We start from the raw sequence: 21,116 nt of genomic DNA on the forward strand, positions 1-21,116 counted from the left end.
TTAAGCTAAAACTTACCCCAAACTACTATGGCGCATTATGACGCCGTTGGGGAGTGGAGAGAGTCCATTCCATTAATCCGCAATAATACTTAATCATTTTGAGGGATTAAACCTGTCGCTACCTGCGTTAAAAATTTCTGATTTAGAACAAACTAAATAACGAAATTTTTGCCTTGTTATCAACGAGGTTTTATTGCCTCAAAATAGACTACTTAATTAAGCGGATTGGTATAAGTATTTTTATTTTTTGATCATCACGATATGATTCACATAATTAGGGATCTTTTCGATACTTGGTCGCTTGCCGAATTCGGTGATAAGTAAATGCTCAAGTTGCTTTAACTGCGATGGGTGACTGGATAAAAAGTTAATAAATAATACACCACCTTTAGCCATCGCTGTGCGAAGCTTGGCATAAAAAGTATGTTTGTATAAAAACAGTGGGCCATCTACTTCACTGAATAAATCCAATATAATCCAATTGTATTCGTGTCCTTGCTCAAGTATTTGTTGAGCATCGAAACAGCGTAAATTACTTGTGTGATCTCCACCAAAGTAGCGTTTATAACAGTGAATAATATCGGGGTTTTTTTCCACTGAAATAAGCTGGCTATCAGGGTAGGTATGCTGAAGATAGTTACGAATTGCCCCGCCACCTAAGCCTAACTCTAAAATTTTTTTAGGTTCATCAAGTTTCTGCCAGAGCTTCGCAAGATATTGTAAATGAGGGAAAAGAAGCCTGTTAGGCTGACGTTTTTCGATAACGGATTGAAGAGTTTCGTTAATCAATAACCAACGTAGTTGATTGAGTTGCCTAACTTGAATGCTGTAATTGCCTTGCTTGTGCCAGTAAATCAGCTGCCCTAACTGGTGACATTCTTCAATAAAACTATGCTTTATTGCGCCACTGGGTTCAAAAAAATGTTCCATATCTCGGGCCTTTAGCTTTTATGTTTAAAAAGTATGACAATTGTTTCAGCATAGACTAGTCACCATAAAGTGCAATTGTGCATTAGTTTTTACAGCTCTGAATAATAATTTAAGCTGGGTCACCAAAGTATTATTCCAACTTGCAAGAAGATCGCGTATCGTAATTTGCATTCGTCGAGCCACGTTAGAAAAATAACAGACAGTGGCTGTATTTTCACAGGAGTATTTATGTTTAAAGTGACCACACCGCAAAGTAGCGAAGATTGGCAAGCGTATTATTCATTACGTTGGCAGGTTTTAAGAGCACCTTGGGGTGAGCCGCGCGGTTCTGAGCAAGATGACTTAGAGCAAGATGCCGAGCATCGCTTTATTAAAAACAATGATGGCGAAGTATTAGGTGTAGCACGTTTGCATTTTAATAATCATCAACAAGCACAAGTACGCTATATGGCGGTTGCTGAAGGGAATCGTAATCAGCACATTGGTAGTCGTTTACTGCATGAGCTAGAAAAAATAGCGTGGACTCAAGATGCCGATGAGCTCGTGCTTTTTGCCCGTGAACGTGCCTTAGAGTTTTATAAACGTCACGGCTACGAGCTAAAAGAAAAAGCGCACCTTGCCTATGACGATGTACAACACTGGAAAATGGTAAAACAAAAACCGTCTGAGCCGGGCTGGTTCCGTCATCCAAACTGGACACAAGTACTGCAAAATACGTGGCGTGAGTCGATTCCAATCAGTGATGCGATGGGAATTAAAGTTGAAAGCTATACCGATTGGCAATTTACTACTCGTGCTGATTTAGATGCGAATTTAAACCTTCATAACACTATGTTTGCAGGTTCAATTTACAGTCTGGCGACTTTAACTGGCTGGGGTGCTACTTACCTTGCACTGAAAGAAGCGGGCCTTGAAGGGAATATCGTATTAGCTGATGCTAACATTAAATACCTTAAGCCACTGAATAACGACCCTCGTGGTAGTGTTGAGCTGGCTGGCTGTAAAGGCAAGTTAGCGGATTTAGAAGACAGTGGCAAAGCAAGCTACCATGTACCAGTGAATGTATACGATGGTGATGTGTTAGTTGCTGAATTTGAAGGTCACTTCATTGTTAAAAAATAACGCATATTCAGAGCGAGCTAACTAAATCTCGCTCTTTATCAGCTAAAGCAAGTCAGTTAACAGAATACCCACACCAAAACGTTCAATATCGGCGTTGTAATCAATTAAGCTCTCGCCATAACCATTAAAGTATTGTGCGTAACCACGTAATCTGCCCCATAGAGGGAAAGACCAATCTAATTGGATTGCACCACGGTTATCTGAATTTAAGTTATTACGGGTCATAAAGCTAAATTCATGCTCGTTATAACGGTATGCACCTGAGAATTCAAAGTAACCCATGTATTTGTAAATATCAGGGTTGTCATCGCCACGCGCTTCTAATTCATCGTCTTTTTTATCTTCCGGAATTCGGTACCAAGGCTTAAAGCTAAATACAAAGCCGTCTTTTTCCCATAAGAAATCGGCATAGATACGGTTCCATGAACGTGAATTTGGTTGGCTGCGACCATTAGATTGATGTGATGCACCAATTGCAATTGCCATTTCATCGCCCCAAAGCACATGCTCAGGATCAAGGTAGTTCACCCAGAAGATCTCTGGTTCGTAGTTTGTTTCACGAAACGGTGATGAAATATCTTTGTTATAAAACTGCCAAAACGATTGCATGGTAAACGCAAAGAATACGCCCTGATCTTTATCTGAGAAGCCTTCGAAAATAGGCACTTTAATTGATAGTTGATATTTCACTTCAAGGTTATCAAGTGGTTCACCATCAGTTTGCTCAGCAAGATCTTTTAAACCATCAAATGGACGCTCATTCGGATTAGATACATATGAAAGTGGTAAAATGTAGTTACGCTTATGAGGAGTGATCACATTACGGTTTTTCTTGCTCACTTCTTCACGGGCTTTACGTTTGTCTAAAGCGGTAAGTTTTTTACTCTCGTCTAAGTCAGAGCATTTTTTACGAAGTTCTTCGAGTGTTTGTTTGCCGTCACCGCCAATGGCTTCGTTCAAAATACACTGCTTTACGAGTTCTAGCGCGTCATCTTGTTCATTGGTTTGTGGTTGTTCAGTTTGAGCAAATACAGGTACAGAAAATAAGCCAGCAGCTGCCAGCCAAGTGCGCCATCCCATTGCAGTTCCCTTTTGAATAGACTTATAAGTAAGAATAATTATAACGATTTTTACATAAGTAACCGTGAACTTATACTGAATTGTTGATATTTTAGGTAAATAGAGAGCCCCAAGCTAAGCTTGGAGCCCTGCTGTGACGGCCTAAGGGCATAAGCCGTCGACTCTCACGCAATGAGAAGGGGTGAGCTTATAGCTCAAATACGTTAGTAAAAAACTTATAAAGTTCGGTGCCTTGATTCACGCTTGCTGAGGCAAAATGCAAAATAGCGATGGCGTCTTTATCAAAACTCAATGTTTGTAGTGGCTGCTCAGAAAGGTAGCGCTCCATTCGTAAAATATGAGCAATAGGTTCGCCTGCTTTTATATGACCACCGAGTGGTGCAAGGTATTCAACCATGCCACCCATAGGTGCGTAGTAAGCTACATAATCTTCAAGCATACAGGCATAGCGTGTCATCGCTTTTGGTTGATATGCGGCATCAACCAATACCTCTTTATGATTGAGGTAACTTAAAATGCTATTGGCGTCTTCAAGGGCTGCACTTAAATCGATTTTTTCTTGGCTACCAAGTTCAACGGTAAATGCTTCGACTTGAACTGCAAATTCACGGCCTTGTTTGGCAAGCTCTTCAGATAGTGACCACCATGGGCAGAAACTCGCTTCATCCATTGCGCCATCAAAATCACTTGGGATCAATAACACATGCTCAATATTAAAATAGCTCGCGCTGGCTTTGGCGTATTGGGGGCAGTATAAGTGCTTACTTGAGATAGGCCCTGTGTGAAGATCTAAAACAATATCAGCCTGATGGGCAAGCTTTTGCAAGTTAAGTGCAATGCGCTTACCCGTTGTTAAGCTGTAATCTGGGCCCGTTAATTGGCTGTCGATGTCAGCAACGAGTGCCTGTTTAAACGCAGCTTTAAGGGTCGCATCATCACTGTCTTTGTGCAGTTCAGCAATTTGTGATGGTAATACTTTATTAAAGCGGTACATGCGGTTCCAGTTGGTGCCAGTAATTGGATCGAAGCGACCTAAAGTAAACTCACCTGACTTTTGATTACAACCAATTGGGTTGGCATAAGGCACTAGGGTAATGTCGCCACGCAGCTTGAGTGATTTTAGCTGCTCAAGCAATTGATAAATTACAGCGTTACCTTGTACTTCAGCACCGTGCATATTAGCTTGTATATACACGTTTGGCCCTGTGCCATCGCCTTTTAAACGATACACAGGAATTGTCAGTGGTAGGCCGTTGGCAATTTCGCCAACCACAATATTCTCTTGGCTGATTAATTCTTTACTCATGGTGATTACCTTAAATAATAGCTGGCATCTTCAGCGCTACGAATGCACTCAATATTGCCTTGTTCAAGGATGTATTCAGCCGCTAATTCGTGGCATAAAAAGTACGGCATACTTTCGGTAAAGCCATACGCGCCACATTGGCTGAATACCAACCAGTCTTGCTCACTTAAATCACTAGCTAGTTGGTGCTCACCTAAGCAATCAAGTGCAGTGCAAAGCGGCCCGTATAAAGTCATTGCACTTGGCTCAGCCGTTGACTCACGCAGTAACGCCGCAGGAAAATCTTGGCTTGTTACAGCAGGGCGAAGTAAATGGTTAATACCGCCTGATAAAATCACCTGCTGTTGATTGTAATTTTCTTTGCGTTCAACAACCGGTGTGGCGTAATGGCCGCATTCGCCCACCGCATAGCGGCCAAGTTCCATCCAAAGCTCTTTGACACCGGCATCTGCTTTAATACCCGCCAGAGTCTCGATAAGTGCAGACCAATCGAGTCGGTTAGCATCTTGAGTATAAGGAATGCCTAAGCCACCCCCTAAATCGAGAATATTAAGGTTAATATTTAATGCACTTGCTAGTTGTTGTAATGGCGCAATCATCGCACGCCATAGCTCGGCGAGTTTGTCAGTGCTCAGCATATTGCCCCATTGGAAAATATGCAGGCCATCAAAGTTAAGAGCAGGGTAATCACTTACTGTGAGCGCTTGCCACTCATCACAGCCCAAACCAAAAGGAGTAAGGCTATCGCCGCCAAGTGGGTTCTTTTCGCTGTCTGGCCAACGAAGTTGTACACGCAACAGAACTTGCAGCTGACAATTTGCTTTTGTTGCTTGCTCATTTAACCAGCGAACTTGGTTTATGCTCTCGGCCACGAAGGTACGTACGCCGCGAGCAATAAAATGTGAAATTTGTGCAGGGCTCTTTGCAGGCCCTGTGTTGAGCACGCGCTCGCTATCGATGCCTTGGGCAAGTACTTGCTCAAGTTCACCTTTACTCGCAACATCAAAATTAAACCCTGCGCTGTCTAAACATTGAATAATGCGAGACAGCGGGTTGGCCTTAACGGCATACCAAAGTTTCACATCGGTTTGCGCAGTTAATTGATTTAAATGTGCAGTTAATTTATCTAAATCATAGATAAAAAATGGCGTATCAAGATGTGTTGAAACTTGTTCAACCGCTTGCTTGATGGGCGTGCTCAAAAAGCTCATTAACGTAAAACCTCTTCTAACAATAATGATGCATCGCTTTGTTCGTCACGGTATTTCACGATCAATGCACAAGACATGCTTAAACCTTGCTCGCGAGCCCATGCATTTGAAGCAGGGCGAGAACCTGGGATTACAATCGCGTTTTCTGGAATTGCTTCACCTTTGTTTAGCTGGCGCTCATTAACACAATCGTAGACAGGGATGGTTGCAGATAAGCGCACACCCGGCGCAAGTACAGCACCTTTTTTCACAACCACACCTTCAACAATAACGCAGCCTGCACCGATGAAAGCGTCATCTTCAATAACCACAGGGCTGGCACCAATTGGCTCAAGCACGCCACCTAACTGTACTGCTGCACTTAGGTGAACATTTTTACCTACTTGTGCGCATGAACCCACTAATGCGTGACTGTCGACCATCGTACCTTCGTCGATGAATGCGCCAATATTTACATACGCTGGTGGCATGATAATCGTGCCTTTAGCAACGTGTGCGCCACGACGAACACTGCTACCACCTGGTACCATACGCACGCCGGCATTTGCAGCAAAGCCCTGTGGTGCTAGGTTGTGCTTATCCACAAAACCACCCGGGAACTCGGTGTTAGTACCATTTTTGAAGGCTTCTAAAATGCCTTGTTTAACTTCAACGTTGGCATGCCAGTTGCCATTTTCGTCTTGTGTTGCTGCGCGCACTGCGCCCGATTCTAAGTTGTTTAATAATTCTAACCAGCTCATGATAAAACCTGTTTTTAGTTCCAAGATAAAATTGTGTTGTTTGCGTGGGTGATGCTGTCTGTTTGCTCTAGCTCTAAATGCGTAAGCGGCGGACGTAAATGCGGGGTATTTATTTTACCTTGCAGGTGCATCAGTACTTTTACGGGGATTGGATTTGCGACAGCAAATAAGCTTTGAATCGCTTGCGACCAATCGGTGAATAGATTTGGATATTGACCACTTAAACTGCGTTTAACAAACTCATGGGTTTGACTCGGCCAAGCATTTGCGGCAACCGAAACTAAGCCTTTTGCACCAGCTTGAGCAAAATACGGCATAAGTGCATCATCACCACTGAAGATAGCCAGTGTTGGTGACGCCGTTCTAAAGCCTTCAAATTTGCTAATGTCACCACTGGCTTCTTTTAAAGCCCAAAGGTTTTTGTGCTCAGCAAGGTTTTTGATCACCTGCGGTGAAATCTCAACTGCACTTCGTCCTGGTACGTTATACAACATACAAGGGTGATGACTTGCGTTAAGTAGGCTTTCAAACCAATGTGTTTGGCCAACAACCCCAGGTTTTGCATACAGAGGAGAGCCCAATAGATAGCCATGAATAGGTAGTTGATTGCAGTATTCAACCCAAGCAATTTGCTGCTTTAGGTTCATGCCGCCCACAGCGACCATAAGTGGTACAGTCGGGGCTAATTGGCAAACATGTTCAACAATGGCTTGTTGCTCTTTAAGTGAAAGCGCCAGTCCTTCGCCGGTGCTGCCAAGCAATAAAATACCGTTATTAGCATCTTGCTGCTCGGCGACTAGTTGTCCAAGGGCCGTATAATCGACCTCGCCAGATTCAGAAAATGGCGTGACAAGCGCTGTCCATAGTGGATAGTCGTTTAAATCAAAATTGTTGATCATCTCTCACGAACTTATAAGGTATTCGAAGAGTTTATGCGGGAGCAATTGAATGGAGCCGCATGTCGTCATTCGAACAAGGTATAATTCGAAGAGCGAATGGGCTTAAGATAATAAAGACGCAACGGCCTTATTATACTAAGACCAGAAGCTCTCCACCAAACTAATCAATAGCGTTTTGCTATTGTTGGTGACAGTCGCTGGGATTCAGCCCAGTCGCCCGAAATAAGCACCTCACAAACGGTGTTACTTCTCGGCGTTAATTCCCCTCACGTATGATCAACAGAGTCTGTGCTCCTCCTATACGCTACCTGAATAACGCACCTCTTCCAGCCCTTTATGCTCGCTTTATAGCTTAAAGCCAACATAGTTAAATAGGGTATCAGCGGCGATTAAAGCATTTTAGCCATCTAGGTGTCAAGGCGGAGTATTCGTTTTTTTAGTGACCGATTTTGCAACATGGTTACGTATAAGCGTGTTTTTAGTACACTAGTATTACCCAGACGAATTGGAAGAAAAATGGAAAAGTTTAACGATATCTATCAGCGAGCTGTCACCCGTAAGGGCAGTGAAGAAATGCTGCTTGCACTGCTTTCTGACCCGCTTGATAGCGCTGACATTGCCAAAATGCATGATGACTTATGGTTGGAAGAGTTAACGCGTAAAGTGTTCCAAAGTGGTTTTTATTGGTCTGTTATCAATAGTAAGTGGTCAGGATTTCGAGAGGTATTTTGGGACTTCAGTGTTGAAAAATTATTAATGATGCCACCTGATATGCTCGAGCAAAAAGCCAGTGATGAACGTATTATTCGTAACTTTAAAAAAGTACAAACGATCCCTGAAAATGCCTACATGATCCATGAAGTAGCCGAAAAACATGGTAGTTTCAGCCAATTTGTAGCTGATTGGCCAGTAAATAATATTATCGGTTTGTGGGCTTACTTAAAAAAGCATGGTGCGCGACTAGGTGGGAACACAGGGCCTTATGCATTGCGTGCCATGGGTAAGGATACTTTTTTACTGTCTCGAGACGTAGAAAATTATTTACGTGCTCATGAATTAATTGACGGTGGCTTACAAACTAAAAAGTCATTACAAGCTGCACAAGACTTTTTCAACGAGCTACAACAACAAAGTGGCTTTAGCCTGCAAGCGCTAAGTCAATTAGTTGCCTATGGGGTAGGCGATAACCGCGTTGGCATAGCTGCGCGATAGGATTTTTTATGAAACTGCAAACTAGGTATACCGATATCAGCGAACTATTGGCTATTGAAGATATGCCTAATCGCGCCGCTGATCCCGCATTATTGTTATTCAATGATAAATTAGCTCAGTCGCTTGGTATTAATCATGATCCAGAATACCTAGCAGGACAGTTAAGTGGCTCAATAACTGATGACAGCGTAAAGCCTATTGCTTTAGGTTACTCAGGGCATCAATTTGGTCATTTTTCACCACGTCTGGGGGATGGCAGAGCGCATTTGCTTGGAGCAGTTAAAGACGATCAAGGAGTACTGTGGGACATACAGCTTAAAGGGGCGGGTGCTACAGTGTTTTCACGTGGTGGTGATGGACGTTGTGCGATTGGGCCGGCGGTTCGTGAGTTTATAATGAGCGAAGCGATGGCTGCATTAGGTGTCGCGACAACTCGCTGCTTAGCTGTTGTTACTACCGGCGAAACGGTGTATCGACAACCACCTCGGCCAGGCGCTGTCGTAACTCGCGTAGCAAAAAGTCATATTCGCGTTGGTTCATTTCAGTATTTAGCAACCCAGGGCGATATTGAAGGCTTAGAAAAGTTAGTTGATTACGCACTCAGTTGTCATTTCCCAGAGATAGATACGCGTGCAGAGCAACGTTATGTAGACTTTTTAACCGCAGTCATAGATAAGCAAATTGAGCTTATCATCAGTTGGATGCGAGTGGGATTCATCCATGGTGTAATGAATACAGACAATACATTAGTGAGTGGTGAAACCATTGATTACGGCCCATGCGCTATGATGAACCAGTTTGACTTTGATACTGTGTTTAGTTCCATAGACCATCAAGGGCGCTATGCATTCGGTAACCAACCAAACATTGCGAATTGGAATTGCGCGCGATTAGCTGAGAGCTTGCTGCCATTATTTAAAAATGAACAGCAAGCTTTGTCGTTATTATCCAGTGCAGTAAATAGTTTTGCTGAAAAGTTTAATCTTGCATTTACTACAATGTGGCGACGGAAGTTAGGACTTCTAGATGAACACGACGATAACCAAGCTTTAGTGACTGAGTTACTCACTCTGATGCAGCAAAATAACCTTGATTATACTAATACTTTCAATGCTCTTACGGAGTCATTACTTGCGGATTTTGCATTACCGGATAGTATTAAGGGGTGGGCTGCAAAGTGGCGAGTCAGAACATCAGCTGAAAGTTATGACATCATGCGTGCTGTTAATCCTGCAGTCATTCCACGCAATCATAATATTGAAATGATCTTGGCGGAATATGAAAAAACAGGATGTAGTTCAATGCTGAATGGCTTTTTGTCAGTTTTATCAAAGCCCTACGTTTACGATCAGCAATTCGAATCTTGGTATGAGCCACCTGAAAATGGCGATGCTAATTATCAAACATTTTGTGGTACCTAATGCATTTGTACTTGCTTGAAATAAAAAGTGTTTATTTAGTTTTTTTAAATGCTTGCTGATTGAGCAGAATAAACGCAAGTGCTATCATAGAATGGAGTTAACTTATTGCTTTAGATGATGATCTAATACGACTTTAGAATCATGTTAGACGTAATTTAAATAATTCTTTTGTTATATTGGATTCAGCTTTATTAAGTATTAAGCATCAAGTGTTAAGCATTGATAATTAATAAATAAGTAAAATTGTGGCTTATGAACTATCGTAAGATTGATTTTTTGAGCTACTCAACAGTTTTTAAATACTCAACAAACATTAGCTGAAAACAGCTTTATTGTGAAAATGGGAAGGAAATAATGAAACTAAAATCACTTACTATTGCGTTAGCACTGGCTGCAACGAGTTCTACAGCCCTCGCTGCTGAAAAAGAAGGTTTTTATATTGGCGCATTTGGCGACTATTACGACAATTCTTGGGAAAATGTTCGTGATTATCCGCCAGGTGGATTGAATGTTGATGACTCAACTGGTTGGGGCTTAGAGTTAGGCTATCGTTTCAGTGATTACTGGAGCGCGCGTCTAGAATATGCAGACATGGACTTTGATTGGACTGCAGATTTAGCTAATGGTACTTCAACAAGTGGCTCTGAAAGCGGCGAGCGTTACGGTATTGATGCTTTATATCACTTAGGTGGCGGCCCATTCTATGGTATTTTTGGTCTTAAGAACCTAAGTGCTCTAGATGAAAACTTAACGTTTGCTAACGTTGGTGCCGGTTATCAACACTACTTTACAGACAATTTCGCATTTAACGCTGAAACGTCTTTATATCAAGGTCTTGATCGTGGTTACACTGATGTTGGCGCTAAATTAGGTTTCAGCTATATTTTCGGTAACCAAAGCTCATCTGAGCCAGTAGAGCCTGCGCCGGTTGTTAGCGCTCCAACTGATAGCGATAATGATGGTGTTATGGATGCTGATGATCAGTGTGCTAACACACCAATGACTGATGCAGTAGATAGCACAGGCTGTACATTATACGAAGAAAAAGAAGCAACTATCACCTTGTTAGTTACTTTCCCGCATGATGTAGCAGAAGTACCAAACAAATACTTCAGCGATATTGCAGATGTGGCTGCGTTTATGAAAGAAAACCAAGACACATCAGTTGTATTAGAAGGCCACGCCTCTGCAGTGGGTGATGCTGACTATAATATGAAGCTTTCAGAAAAGCGCGCACAAGATGTTGCTGATGAACTTATCAAAGACGGTATCGCTGCAGATAGAATTTCGACAGTTGGATACGGTGAAGAGCGTTTGAAAAATAAAGCCTACACACTGGAAGCACATGCTGAAAACCGTCGTGTAGAAGCGCAAATTACAAGCGTTGAACGTGTAAAAGTTCTTCGTAAATAAGACTAAACTATTATAAATATGTAAATACTCCTATATTTATAAATAGTTACAAATAGTAAAGCCGAGCCAAGTAGTTGGTTCGGCTTTATTTTTTTTAATTTAAGAACATAATTATTTTTCGATTAAATAAAATAATCTTCAGAATGTACCTTTTTGTTAAATGATAATTTAAGTGAATATTGATTTGAATCATCAAAGTAACTATCAACCATTTGTGCTATAGCTTTTTTAGTTACCTTGTAGAATAATTATTAGGTAATATAATTATTTTTACTGTAATGTTTTTTTAGTATCAATATTGTTGGATTTATATTGATTCTTTTTACGTCGCTGTATTTAGTTGGTGTTGTTAAATTAAGAAAATTTATTATGTTGTTTGGGTTTATTAAGTTTGGATTAATTACTCATCAACTATCTTGACGGAATGTAGGCTACACGGCCTTAAGTTATCTTAAATGGAAGGGAATGAAACATGAAACTGAAACCACTTACAATTGCTTTAGCGCTTGCTGCAACAAGTGCCTCAACAATCGCAGCCGAGAAACAAGGTTTTTATATTGGTGCGTTTGGTGATTACTACGATAATTCATGGGAGAATATCCGTGATTATCCGCCAGGTGGCCTAGACGTAGACGACTCAACAGGGTGGGGTTTAGAGCTTGGTTATCGCTTTAGCGACTACTGGAGTGCCCGCTTAGAATACGCAGATATGGATTTCGATTGGAACGTGACCGACAACGATGGAACTACAATGAGTGGTTCTGAAAGCGGTAAGCGTTACGGTATCGATGGTTTGTATCACTTTGGCGGTGGCCCATTCTACGGTATTTTCGGTTTGAAAAACCTTGACGCTGTTGATGAAGATTTAATGTTTGCTAACGTGGGTGCCGGTTACCAGCACTACTTTACAGATAACTTTGCATTTAACGCAGAAACTTCTTTATACCAAGGTCTTGACCGTGGCTACACTGATGTTGGTGCTAAATTAGGTTTCAGCTATATCTTTGGTGATCAAAGCGAACCAGAGCCAGTTGAGCCAGCACCTGCAGTTGTACCTGTTCCGGTTGAGCCAGTTGATAGCGATGGCGACAGCATTCCAGATGCAGATGACCAATGCGCTAATACACCTATGACAGATGCTGTAGATGCTTCTGGTTGTACATTATACGAAGACCGTGAAGTAACGAAGAGCTTACTAATCACATTCCCTAACAATACATCTAAAGTTTCACAACAATATTTAGATGATATTGACAGTGCAGCTGCATTCTTAAAAGAGCATCCAGGCACTGATGTTGTATTAGAAGGTCACACTTCATCTGTTGGTAAAGCAGACTACAATAAGTGGTTATCGAAAAAACGTGCTGATGCAGTCGCTAAGAAGCTTATTGAAGATGGTATTGATGCGATGCGCCTAACTACAGTTGGTTATGGTGAAGAGCGTCTTAAAAATCCAGCTAACACGCCGGAAGCACATGCAGAAAACCGTCGTGTAGAAGCAAAAGTTAAAGTTATTGAACGTGTTAAAGTAGAGCGTTAATAGTTAGACTTTGCATAGAGTTTAAAACCCAGCCTAGTGCTGGGTTTTTTGCTTTTAAAACACAGATAGGAATGATTCTTAATAAATATTCATCAGAATAGCTTTTTTTTTTAGTACTATTCATGTTATTTATACTGAATATAAAGTGCCTAAGCGCAGCATGGATTTTCATCTATACTTAAAAGCTTTATAATTAACCGTCAGAATACTATAAGTACTGGGTAAAATTGCTATTTAGATTAATAGAACCGAGTACTTTCACGTCACCAAGAGGGCAATATTGTGCTACAAGAATATCGTAAACACGTAGAAGAACGTGCCGCGTTAGGTATCGTACCAGCGCCACTAGATGCTCAGCAAACGGCTGATCTTATTGAACTAATCAAAAATCCACCGGCAGGTGAAGAAGAATTTATCGTAGACCTTCTTGTTAACCGCGTACCACCAGGTGTTGATGATGCTGCTTACATTAAGGCTGGTTTCCTTGCAGCTGTAGCAAAAGGCGAAGCGAGCTCACCACTTGTATCAAAAGAAAAAGCAGCTGAGCTACTTGGTACTATGTTAGGTGGTTACAACATCGCACCTATGATCGAACTTCTAGACGACGAAGCGTTAGCACCAATCGTTGTTAAAGGTTTATCAAACACATTATTAATGTTCGATGCTTTCTACGATGTAGAAGAAAAAGCGAAAGCAGGTAACGAATTTGCTAAGCAAGTAATCGAATCTTGGGCAAATGCAGAATGGTTTGTAAACAAGCCTGCAGTTGCTGAAAAAATCTCAGTTACCGTATTCAAAGTAACGGGCGAAACAAACACAGATGACCTTTCACCTGCTCCAGATGCATGGTCACGTCCTGATATCCCACTACACGCTTTAGCAATGCTGAAGAACGAACGTGATGGTATCAACCCTGACAAACCAGGTGAAGTTGGTCCAATTTCACAACTAGAAGAGCTTAAAACTAAAGGTTTACCTCTTGCATACGTTGGTGATGTAGTTGGTACGGGTTCTTCTCGTAAATCTGCAACTAACTCTGTACTTTGGTTCATGGGTGATGATATTCCTCACGTACCAAACAAACGCGTTGGTGGTGTATGTTTAGGTGGTAAAATCGCGCCTATCTTCTTCAACACAATGGAAGACTCTGGTGCATTACCAATCGAACTACCTGTTGATGAGCTAAACATGGGTGACCAAATCGATATCTTCCCATACGAAGGTGTTGTTAAGCGTCACGGCACAGATGAAGTAATATCAACTTTCTCTCTTAAATCAGACGTAATTCTTGATGAAGTGCGTGCTGGCGGTCGTATTCCACTGATCATCGGTCGTGGTTTAACTGATAAAGCACGTGCATCACTAGGTATGGAAGCTGAAGATATCTTCCGCAAACCTGCCCTTGTAACTGATTCTGGTAAAGGCTTCACATTAGCTCAGAAGATGGTTGGTAAAGCATGTAACATGCCTGGCGTACGTCCTGGTCAATACTGTGAGCCGAAAATGACAACGGTTGGTTCGCAAGATACAACAGGTCCTATGACGCGTGACGAACTTAAAGATCTAGCGTGTTTAGGTTTCTCTGCAGATTTAACAATGCAGTCTTTCTGTCATACATCAGCTTATCCTAAGCCAATCGACGTTAACACTCACCACACACTTCCTGATTTCATCATGAACCGTGGCGGTGTATCACTACGTCCAGGTGACGGTGTAATCCACTCATGGTTAAACCGTATGTTATTACCAGATACAGTAGGTACTGGTGGTGACTCGCATACTCGTTTCCCTCTAGGTATTTCATTCCCAGCGGGTTCTGGTGCAGTAGCATTCGCAGCAGCAACAGGTGTAATGCCACTTGATATGCCTGAGTCAATCTTAGTACGTTTTAAAGGCGAAATGCAGCCAGGTATCACATTACGTGACCTAGTACATGCTATCCCTTATTACGGTATCAAAGAAGGTCTTCTAACAGTTGAGAAGAAAGGTAAGATCAACGAATTCTCTGGTCGTGTACTAGAAATCGAAGGTGTTGAGCACCTAACTGTTGAGCAAGCTTTCGAACTTTCTGATGCATCAGCTGAGCGTTCAGCTGCAGGTTGTACAGTTAAACTTTCTAAAGAGTCTATCGCTGAATACCTAGAGTCAAACATTGTAATGCTTAAGTGGATGATCTCTGAAGGTTACGGTGATGTGCGTACTATTGAGCGTCGTATCACAGCAATGCAAGAGTGGTTAGCTAACCCTGAGCTGATGGAAGCTGATGCTGATGCAGAGTACAAACACGTACTTGAAATCGACCTAGCTGATATCAAAGAGCCAATCCTTTGTGCTCCAAATGACCCTGATGATGCACGTCTTCTTTCAGACGTAACAGGCGAGAAAATCGATGAAGTATTCATCGGTTCTTGTATGACTAACATCGGTCACTTCCGTGCTGCAGGTAAACTACTAGATGGTTTCAGTGGCCGTATCCCAACTCAACTTTGGGTTGCACCACCAACGAAAATGGATAAAGACCAACTTACTGACGAAGGTTACTACGGTATCTTTGGTCGTGTAGGTGCGCGTATCGAAACTCCAGGGTGTTCACTATGTATGGGTAACCAAGCACGAGTTGCTGATAAAGCAACGGTTGTGTCTACCTCTACGCGTAACTTCCCTAACCGTCTAGGTACTGGCGCAAACGTATTCTTAGCATCAGCAGAGCTTGCAGCAGTAGCGGCAATCTTAGGTAAACTACCTACACCTGCTGAGTACCAAGAGTATGCAGATAAGATCAATGCAACTGCAGCTGATACATATCGTTACCTGAACTTCCACCGTATGCCTCAATACACTAAAAAGGCAGACCAAGTAATCGTTCAGCAAGCCGTTTAATTCTAATTAAAATTAAATAGCTAAAAAGCCCGCATCCAGCGGGCTTTTTATTTTAGATAAAAATTCTAATTTACTTCTAAATTCGATCTTAAAGCTACATAAATCATCATTGCTGTTTACATAATAACGCAAAAATTTCCTACCAATTGCATTAAAATCCTCGCCAATATTCTCAACATATTAAGGCGAGATCGTTATGACAAAATTAAACAACCAGAATCTATTGCAACTTCGTTTTGTAAGCCAAGCTCATATTGACGCAGTAAAGCCTTCTTTTGCTAACCTACCTGCGAATCCGTACGCCGATGGTCAATTTCGTAAGCGTCGCTATTCAGTAATCAAAGTCGTTGATGGTGAATTAAAGCTACAACCAACTAAAGCATTTGTGCAGGATGACTCAATCAATACCTTCCAAGGTAATGTTGAACGTACTTATGAAAATTTAGAAGATAGCTTATTAGCCACTGATGGCATGAAGCAAATCGTTAATCAGTTCCGCGATATGACGGGGATCAGCGATGATCGCGATATTGAAATTCACCAATTCAGAATGCTTGCGATTGACAGCGATACACCCGCTGCGCCTGAAGGTGTTCACCAAGATGGTTTTGATCACGTATGTGTATGTGGTGTATCACACGAAAACCTTGAAGGGGGTGAGTTACTTGTTTATGAACATCAGCAAGCAGAGCCTTGTTTCAAAATGGAAATTAAAGACGGCATGTTCGCGCTTATTAATGACCGTGAAGTATGGCACAACGCAACACCAATGAATAAATTAGACGCAAGCAAAGAAGGTTATCTTGATTGCTTCGTACTAACTGCGTAAGGGTATATCATGAACTTAACGCAATTACGTCGTCAATTTCCTGCACTTATGCAACAAGTTGCTGGTCAGTCACCGATTTTCCTTGATGGCCCGGGTGGCTCGCAAGTGCCACAGTCAGTTTTAAGTGCCATGACTGCTTATTTGGGTTACTACAACTCGAACTTAGGTGGTGCATTTTTCTCAAGTGATAAAACGGTTGAGTTAATGGCTAACGCTCGCCAAGCAGCAGCCGATTTATTAAATGCCCCATCTAAAGAGCAAATCGTGTTTGGTGCAAACATGACAAGCTTAACGTTCAGCTTTAGTCGTGCCATCTCGCGTGGTTGGACTGCCGGTGATGAGATTATTGTCACAAATGCTGATCACTACTCAAATGTTTCATCTTGGCAGCAAGCTGCTGAAGATAAGGGTGTAGCAGTAAAAACGGCTCTTATCAATGAAGCTGATTGCAGCTTAGATATGGCACACTTTGAAAGCCTTTTATCAAGTAAAACAAAGCTTGTTGCAGTGACGTATGCATCAAACACTACTGGTTCAATTAATGACATTAAACGCATTGTTGAGCTTGCTCATGCAGTTGGTGCGCTAGTTTATGTTGATGCCGTTCATTACGCACCTCATGAGCTGGTAGATGTACAGGCACTTGATTGCGACTTTTTAGCGTGCTCAGCATACAAGTTCTTTGGCCCTCATCTTGGTATTGTATATGGCAAACGTGAGCACCTTGAAGGTTTCACACCATACAAAGTTGAGCCTGCAAAAGATGTTGCCCCAGGTCGCTGGGAAACGGGTACGCAAAGCTTTGAAGCGCTAGCTGGTCTCATTGCTGCTGTTGATTACATTGCTACAATTAGTGAGCTTGATGACAGTCATTCACGCCGAGAAAAACTGGCGGCTGCCTTTGCTATCACTAAACAGCACGAAATGGCATTAAGTAAGTATTTCTTAACTCGTTTAGCAGATTACCCGAGCATTAAGCTGTTTGGTATTAATGATCTAGAGCGTGTTGCTAATCGCACACCGACTTTTGCTTTAACTTTTGAAGGCGTCGAGCCGCGTGTTGTTTCTGAATTCTTAGGGAAGCAACATATTTGTGTGTGGGATGGTAACTTCTACGCGCAAGGCTTATGTAAGCAACTCGGTGTATTAGAGACAGGCGGCGTAGTTCGCATTGGCTGTATGCATTACAATACAATTGAAGAGCTTGATAAGGTTTTTGATTTATTTGATCAATTACTAAAAAATTAAAGCTAAGTTTTTAGCTATAAGTTTGAAGCAGCCCGAAGGGGCTGCTATTTGACAGAGCTAACAGTCAGTTGGATTTTTACCGCTAGGATTGTGGTTGCCCATAGATTTGCTCTGCACGGTTAAATAGAACCCACGACGTTAAAATATACTTATCATTTGAAATGGGCTTATTACCTCGGTGCGTATGAGTAAAGTAACCCGGTGCTACGACCATAGAACCCTGCTTCGGTGATATTTTACGCTGTTGATAGTAAAACTCAGTTTCACCACCTTCTTCGACATCATTTAAATAGAACATAAATAACAGTACGCGATGCAAGGCTTCGTTATGACCGTTTTGTGGGTATACCTCGCTATGCCAATACGGGTAGCCTCCTTTATTGATATCGTATTTTTGTGCTTGAATAGGCCCGAGGCGGAAAATTTGCTGCACGAGTAATGGCAATTGTGGTTTGCCAACTTCTTCAAAATTATCTTGTGTAAGATCAACTGGCTGACCTGTTTTCGGATGATATACCTTTAAACCAAATGCACCTATCATCATGAAAATATGCTCTTCAAGGTATTTAAAGATGTGGCTGGCGGTTGTTTGCTGAATATGCTTAAGTTGCTCAACGTACTCTGGATGATTATTAAGATATAAATCGCGGCTGTCTTTTTTTGCTAAATCCACGCCGCCAGAGGTAATGCCTTGTTTTAAATGCGGGCTTTGTTCAAATACCGTGATAAAGTTGTCGCAAAATTCTTTGCTGAGGGCGTTTTCGTATACGCGAATAAAGTCCGTCATGAGCTACCTTTAGTTTATATTTTTTATAGGGTTACTATGTTTACTGAGACTATCACACCTCGTTTTAGCGAAACTGATGTGCTAGGGCATATCAACAATACCGTACTCCCTGTATGGTTTGAAGCCGCCCGAGCGCCTATTTTCAGGTTTTTTACCCCCGATCTAAACCCTTATGAGTGGAAATTGATCATTGCTAAGGTTGAGGTAAGTTTTGTCGGTGAGTTGTTTTATGGCCACGATGTAACCGTTAAAACCAGTGTAGAGCACATCGGCTCTAGCTCATTTGTGCTTCGCCAAGAAGCATGGCAACAAGATAACTGCTGCGCCGTTGGTAAAACTGTACTCGTGCGTTACGACTTTGCAAATAAATGCTCGCAAAAACTTAATGAGCAGGAAAGGGCTGACCTTACAGCGCATTTAATCGCTGAGGAATAAACCATTTTTTGCCGACATTTAGCAGCACTTGGGTTAAAATGCGCCTTCATTATTTTGACTGAGTAATTTTGGGTTACACGCAATGCTGTTAATGATCGACAATTATGATTCGTTTACCTACAACTTAGTGCAGTATTTTCAGCGCTTAGATCAAGATGTATTGGTAAAACGTAATGACGAGATCAGCATTGCAGAGATCAAACAGCTTAATCCTGAACATATTGTTCTTTCACCCGGCCCATGTTCACCCAACGAAGCGGGTATTTCGTTACAGGTGGTCGAACAGCTAAAAGGTGAAGTGCCTATTCTTGGGATCTGCTTAGGGCATCAAACTATTGCTCAGGCGCTTGGGGCTGAAGTAGTCAGAGCAAAACGAGTTATGCATGGCAAAACTTCATTGGTTAAACATAACAACCAAGGGGTGTTTAAGGGGTTAGCAAACCCACTTACCGTTTGCCGATATCATTCATTAGTGGTTGATAAGCAGCATTTACCTAATGACCTTACAATCACTGCTTGGACTGAGCAAAATTCTGATTTCGAAGAAATAATGGGTTTAATGCATGCTAATTTAGCGCTTGAAGGGGTGCAGTTTCATCCTGAAGCAATTTTGACTCAGCAGGGACTTGAATTACTTGCTAACTTTTTAACTCGCTTCTAATCTTAGGCTAATGAATTAACAAATATGACTGATAATACCCCTGTGCAAATTACTGAAGAAAAACGACAACAAAGGACTTCGATGGTGCTCAATGAACGCGCCCACGATCTATTGCTTGGTCATAGTTTTGCACAGCGCCAAATTGGTTATATTCACACCTTAGAGATTGACTACGGTGAGTCGATGGAGCAACGCACTTTATTAGAGGTGGAAGTTGCAGCCGAAAAGAAGCGACAAAAAAGCAGTACAGCACACCATAAGTACCGTGCTCAGGCGAGTAAGCAGTTACATCAAGTCATAGAAGCAGCTATGAACAAGCAGCTAGAAGACGTCGACTCGGTTGTGCATGAAACAATTGGTATTCAAGATAGTGTTCCAGCGATTTTAGAAATATTAGCAGTACGCTCTGCATCGGTTGGTCGCCTTGAACCTTTAGTTAAAGATTTAAGTTGGTTAGGCCGCGAGTTGGTTGCCTTTGTTAATTTGCCTTTCTATCGTAAGCAGCGTAACAAGCATACCTCGGTTCAAGTTGATAACCCATTATTAGCGCTGCGTTATATTGGTTTAGATAATTTAAAGTTTGTTGTGCCTACATTTGCGGTTCGCCATTGGATGCCTCACAGTACAGAACCATTTCCATTATTAAAGCGTCGTTTGCGCGATAATTCGATGGCGTGTGCCATTGCGGCTCAAGAGCTTGCTAAATTAAATGGTGTAAATGAGGTACACGCGTTTACCTTAGGTATGTTATTGGATGTTGGCAAAATTGCTTTAGTGCGTTTGTATTTACGCACCTTTGAGCGAGTTTGGCAGCGACAAGTGGCAAAAGCGCGTGAAGAACAAAAGAAAGACTTACACACGGCACTTTTAGAGCTTAAGCCAGATCCCTTGTTTTTAAGCTCATTATTGAGAACTCTGTCAATGAAAGTGACCGCTACTGTTATTGAGCAAATGTCATTTAAGTATTTACCCTTTAATGCGGTGATGCAGCAATTAACAACGCCACTAGCTAAAAACGATGAGTACCTACCACTAACAGAAGTGATATTAAAAGCGCGTTGTTATGCTCAATACTTAAGTTTAAATGAGCACCAATTAGTTGAACAAGACGAAACTGAGCATTGGTTTGCGCACTTTAACTTCACTCAAGAAGAGCTCGATCAGCTTGCAAAATGCAATTTTGATCGCTTCCATATCCAAATTAATTAAAAAAAATGTTAATTTTTTTGCGACTATTCATTCATTGTTTATCAATCCTCACTGACAATTTTTCTGTAAGCATGTTCTGCGGTGCTTACTAGCAGCACGCCTTTTTATCGTATTTAGTCTAAAAAACAACCTTCAAATAGTTATTCACTATCCATGAAAAAATATCTCGAGCCCTTTATTTTCAAGGGCTACA

Annotated in this window: 18 protein-coding genes and 1 riboswitch; of the genes, 11 read left to right on the forward strand and 7 right to left on the reverse strand. The window is 41.7% G+C overall.

Features of this window, described 5'->3' with window-relative positions; all coding sequences use genetic code 11:
• Window positions 1-240: 240 nt before the first annotated feature.
• Complete coding sequence (locus QL229_RS12065; RefSeq protein ID WP_138556667.1) at window positions 241-930, reverse strand: SAM-dependent methyltransferase; 690 nt, start codon at window positions 928-930, stop codon at window positions 241-243.
• Window positions 931-1,158: 228 nt separating this feature from the next.
• Between QL229_RS12065 and QL229_RS12070 the strand changes: the two genes are divergently transcribed.
• Window positions 1,159-2,052 carry a bifunctional GNAT family N-acetyltransferase/hotdog fold thioesterase gene (locus QL229_RS12070; protein ID WP_135923239.1) on the forward strand — a complete coding sequence of 298 codons (894 nt, stop codon included), beginning with the start codon at window positions 1,159-1,161 and terminating at the stop codon, window positions 2,050-2,052.
• A 42-nt stretch (window positions 2,053-2,094) separates the two neighbouring features.
• Here QL229_RS12070 and QL229_RS12075 read toward each other — a convergent pair whose 3' ends face one another.
• The 5 genes from QL229_RS12075 to dapA all read right to left on the reverse strand — a co-directional run bounded on the left by QL229_RS12075 (window position 2,095) and on the right by dapA (window position 7,288).
• Window positions 2,095-3,132, reverse strand: a complete 1,038-nt coding sequence (locus QL229_RS12075) for a phospholipase A (protein ID WP_281546925.1) — start codon at window positions 3,130-3,132, stop codon at window positions 2,095-2,097.
• A gap of 187 nt (window positions 3,133-3,319) precedes the next feature.
• Window positions 3,320-4,438: a succinylglutamate desuccinylase/aspartoacylase family protein gene (locus QL229_RS12080; RefSeq protein WP_281546926.1), complete on the reverse strand. Its 1,119-nt coding sequence runs from the start codon at window positions 4,436-4,438 to the stop codon at window positions 3,320-3,322.
• 5 nt (window positions 4,439-4,443) lie between these two features.
• Window positions 4,444-5,649, reverse strand: a complete 1,206-nt coding sequence (locus QL229_RS12085; protein ID WP_281546927.1) for a PLP-dependent decarboxylase — start codon at window positions 5,647-5,649, stop codon at window positions 4,444-4,446.
• On the reverse strand, window positions 5,649-6,389 hold the full coding sequence (locus QL229_RS12090; protein ID WP_135923242.1) for a 2,3,4,5-tetrahydropyridine-2,6-dicarboxylate N-succinyltransferase: 741 nt from the start codon (window positions 6,387-6,389) through the stop codon (window positions 5,649-5,651). Before QL229_RS12090 ends, QL229_RS12085 begins: the two co-directional genes overlap by 1 nt.
• Window positions 6,390-6,403: 14 nt before the next feature.
• Entirely contained in the window at window positions 6,404-7,288 is an 885-nt protein-coding gene (dapA, locus tag QL229_RS12095; protein WP_135923243.1) for a 4-hydroxy-tetrahydrodipicolinate synthase, read from the reverse strand.
• 137 nt (window positions 7,289-7,425) lie between these two features.
• Window positions 7,426-7,622: riboswitch (Lysine riboswitch) on the reverse strand.
• 182 nt (window positions 7,623-7,804) lie between these two features.
• Here dapA and QL229_RS12100 point away from each other — a divergent pair.
• The 7 genes from QL229_RS12100 to QL229_RS12130 all read left to right on the forward strand — a co-directional run bounded on the left by QL229_RS12100 (window position 7,805) and on the right by QL229_RS12130 (window position 17,831).
• The gene (locus QL229_RS12100) at window positions 7,805-8,500 is read left to right on the forward strand and encodes a DNA-3-methyladenine glycosylase I (RefSeq protein WP_135923244.1); all 696 of its coding nucleotides are present in this window, start codon (window positions 7,805-7,807) and stop codon (window positions 8,498-8,500) included.
• Between the two features lie 8 nt (window positions 8,501-8,508).
• Entirely contained in the window at window positions 8,509-9,921 is a 1,413-nt protein-coding gene (locus QL229_RS12105; protein ID WP_281546928.1) for a protein adenylyltransferase SelO family protein, read from the forward strand.
• Window positions 9,922-10,275: 354 nt separating this feature from the next.
• A complete protein-coding gene (locus QL229_RS12110) occupies window positions 10,276-11,334 on the forward strand; it encodes an OmpA family protein (RefSeq protein WP_135923246.1) in 1,059 nt (352 codons plus the stop codon).
• Window positions 11,335-11,806: 472 nt separating this feature from the next.
• A complete protein-coding gene (locus tag QL229_RS12115) occupies window positions 11,807-12,874 on the forward strand; it encodes an OmpA family protein (protein WP_135923247.1) in 1,068 nt (355 codons plus the stop codon).
• A 282-nt stretch (window positions 12,875-13,156) separates the two neighbouring features.
• On the forward strand, window positions 13,157-15,754 hold the full coding sequence (gene acnB / locus QL229_RS12120; protein WP_135923248.1) for a bifunctional aconitate hydratase 2/2-methylisocitrate dehydratase: 2,598 nt from the start codon (window positions 13,157-13,159) through the stop codon (window positions 15,752-15,754).
• Between the two features lie 196 nt (window positions 15,755-15,950).
• Entirely contained in the window at window positions 15,951-16,583 is a 633-nt protein-coding gene (locus QL229_RS12125) for a 2OG-Fe dioxygenase family protein (protein ID WP_199527633.1), read from the forward strand.
• Between the two features lie 9 nt (window positions 16,584-16,592).
• A complete protein-coding gene (locus QL229_RS12130) occupies window positions 16,593-17,831 on the forward strand; it encodes a cysteine desulfurase-like protein (RefSeq protein ID WP_281546929.1) in 1,239 nt (412 codons plus the stop codon).
• 82 nt (window positions 17,832-17,913) lie between these two features.
• Here QL229_RS12130 and QL229_RS12135 read toward each other — a convergent pair whose 3' ends face one another.
• Complete coding sequence (locus QL229_RS12135; RefSeq protein ID WP_235384238.1) at window positions 17,914-18,618, reverse strand: 2OG-Fe(II) oxygenase; 705 nt, start codon at window positions 18,616-18,618, stop codon at window positions 17,914-17,916.
• Window positions 18,619-18,654: 36 nt separating this feature from the next.
• Here QL229_RS12135 and QL229_RS12140 point away from each other — a divergent pair, with 36 nt between their 5' ends.
• The 3 genes from QL229_RS12140 (at window position 18,655) to QL229_RS12150 (ending at window position 20,923) form a co-directional block, all read left to right on the forward strand.
• Window positions 18,655-19,053, forward strand: a complete 399-nt coding sequence (locus tag QL229_RS12140) for a thioesterase family protein (RefSeq protein ID WP_054552415.1) — start codon at window positions 18,655-18,657, stop codon at window positions 19,051-19,053.
• An 82-nt stretch (window positions 19,054-19,135) separates the two neighbouring features.
• Complete coding sequence (locus tag QL229_RS12145) at window positions 19,136-19,714, forward strand: aminodeoxychorismate/anthranilate synthase component II (protein WP_138556676.1); 579 nt, start codon at window positions 19,136-19,138, stop codon at window positions 19,712-19,714.
• 48 nt (window positions 19,715-19,762) lie between these two features.
• Window positions 19,763-20,923: an HDOD domain-containing protein gene (locus QL229_RS12150; RefSeq protein WP_138556718.1), complete on the forward strand. Its 1,161-nt coding sequence runs from the start codon at window positions 19,763-19,765 to the stop codon at window positions 20,921-20,923.
• The last annotated feature ends 193 nt before the right edge of the window (window positions 20,924-21,116 follow it).

This window comes from Pseudoalteromonas sp. PAR1 (genome assembly GCF_947311895.1).
Taxonomy (GTDB): domain Bacteria; phylum Pseudomonadota; class Gammaproteobacteria; order Enterobacterales; family Alteromonadaceae; genus Pseudoalteromonas; species Pseudoalteromonas lipolytica_C.